General features: G+C 33.1%; 3 protein-coding genes. All 3 read right to left on the reverse strand.

The features are described 5' to 3' along the window. Positions 1-1367: ATP-dependent zinc metalloprotease FtsH (gene ftsH, locus AA81_RS03330; RefSeq protein ID WP_103898192.1), on the reverse strand; the 1367-nt coding region annotated here is incomplete at its 3' end. Positions 1368-1371: 4 nt separating this feature from the next. Further along, the gene (locus tag AA81_RS03335) at positions 1372-2310 is read right to left on the reverse strand and encodes a radical SAM protein (RefSeq protein ID WP_103898193.1); all 939 of its coding nucleotides are present in this window, start codon (positions 2308-2310) and stop codon (positions 1372-1374) included. Between the two features lie 60 nt (positions 2311-2370). Next, the coding region (locus AA81_RS03340) for an energy-coupling factor transporter transmembrane component T family protein (RefSeq protein ID WP_146050333.1) at positions 2371-2576 on the reverse strand (206 nt) is incomplete at its 5' end.

Below are 2576 nucleotides of genomic sequence, written 5' to 3' on the forward strand. Positions count from 1 at the left end.
TCGGTATTAGGCAATAAATATGCCAAAATAGCATGCCCAAGTTCATGATATGATAGAATCTTCTTTTCCTTATCAGATATTATTCTATACTTTTTGGATGGACCAGTTAGTACTCTATCAATAGCTTCTTCAAAATCGTTCATTTCGACTTGATTTTTCTTCTTTCTTGAGGCTATTAAAGCCGCTTCGTTAACTAAATTTTCTAAATCTGCTCCGACGAATCCCGGTGTCCTTTTGGCTAACAATTTTAAATCAACATCGGGGGCAATCTTCTTTTTACGTGTATGTATCTTTAAAATTTCTTCTCTTCCTTTTACGTCTGGAGGGGGCACCATTATTTTTTTATCAAACCTACCAGGTCTAAGTAATGCTTTATCAAGAACATCAGGTCTATTGGTAGCAGCCATTACAACAACTCCTGTTGAAGTGTCAAAACCATCGAGTTCCACTAACAAGGCGTTGAGAGTTTGTTCTCTCTCATCGTTACCACCACCAAGACCAGCTCCTCTTTGTCTACCTACTGCATCTAATTCATCTATAAATATTATCGCAGGAGCATTTTCTTTAGCTGTCTTAAAAAGATCTCTAACTCGCGATGCACCAACCCCTACAAAAAGTTCCACAAAATCTGAACCACTGGCATAATAAAAAGGTACATCTGCCTCACCAGCTATAGCCCTTGCCGTCAAAGTTTTACCTGTTCCAGGAGGTCCTACCAATAAAGTCCCTTTAGGCATTCTTGCACCCAATTCTTGAAATTCTTGAGGGTTCTTCAAAAATTTTACAATGTCTTCTACTTCCTCTAAAACTTCATCGATTCCTGCTACATCTTTAAAAGTAACTTTTTCACCGATGGGTTCATACTTTTTTGCCTTACTCTTTCCAAAGTTCATACTGCTTTTAGCACCTGACGTAGCTGAACGATATAACCAAAAAAAGAAAAGCACCATTATTACTATGGGAATTATGTTTATTAATAACGCAAACCACCACTTTGATCCAATACTTTCGACGTACTCTATCTTTATACCTTTTTGAATTAAACTATTCACATATTGTTTATCGTTTACTAAAGCTGGTGAAAAAGATTCATAAGTAGTACCGTCTTTGCCAAGTATTTCCACGTTTCCATTTTGATTTATTTTTATGGATTCCACCTGGCCGTTATTGATCAAACTCAACATTTCTGAATAAGATATCATAGGATTATTTTCCCAATTCAAAGAAATGAGAGCTCCAATAAAAATAACTGCAAATATTATATAAACCCAAATTATGTTAGAAGGCCTTACTTTCTTTTTTTCTTCTTTGGTATTTTTATTTTCTTTATCGTTTCTATTTTCTTTATCGTTTTTATTTTCAGGCATTTATTTACCTCCTCATAGATGTTAACCTATACACATTTAATCCAAAATACTGTACTTTTTCAACGTATTCATTTTTTTCTAATTTTTCAAAAATCTCATTTTTATTTTCACATTTTCTTTGATCTAAAAAACTTTCAATTTCATGCTGATTCATCGGATGTCTTTTTATTATACTTAAAATAGCTTCCAAATCATCTTTTATCGAGCTGTAAAAATCTTCTTCTTCTAAAAAATCAAGGGATATGCCTCCTAAGATATTTTGAGCTAGCTCAATTTTTTCTTTTTCTGGAACTGTTACCCAATCTTCTGCTGGAGGTCTCATTGGTAAATTTATATACAATCTATCATAAATTATTCTATTAAATATTTCTTTGATTTTCCTTAAAGATTCTTCATCATCATTTAGCCCTTTTATCATCATAAATTCCATCCAGATTTTACCTTTAAAGTTTTTAGAAAAACTTATCAATCCATCCACGTACGAATCAAAAGATATACTTTTATGAGACCTGTTTATTCTTTTAAGCGTTCTTTGATCATATGCATCCAGCGTTGGCATTACGAGATCGCTCTCATTTAATTCTTCCCTTACTTTTTGTTCAGAAAGTAGAGCCCCATTTGTAATTACAGCAACAGGTTTATCAACATAAGTTTTTATTGATTTTATTAGTTCACCAATTCTAGAGTATAATAATGGTTCGCCTTCGCCAACTATGGTTACAAAATCAAACGGGGATAGATCGTTCTTAACATAAACATCAAACTCTTCCAAAATATCTTGTAAATTAAAAAATTCTTGTCTTTTGTTTGTCATGTTAGTCGTTCTTCCCAGCTGACAGTATACACAAGAAAAATTACAAGTTTTTGGAGGTATTGGGCTTACTCCTAAGGATCTTCCCAATCTTCGAGAAGGTACAGGACCATATAAGTATTTAAAATTCATAAGGCGCCTCCATAATATTCTCACTTTTTTACCCATTTAAATTATATCAAAAAACACCTTTTAAATAAAAATGATAGTGAAACATACTAAAGAAAAAGAAATGAGGAAAAAAGTATCTTTTATTTCCCAATTAAACTGCTTAAATCTTGTTCTCCCTTCCCAACCATTGTATCCTCTTGCCTCCATAGCAATACTCAAATCTTCAGCCCTTCTCAGGGCAGATACCAACAAAGGAATAATTATAGATATTGCCCCTCTAATTCTTC

This window comes from Petrotoga halophila DSM 16923, from assembly GCF_002924615.1.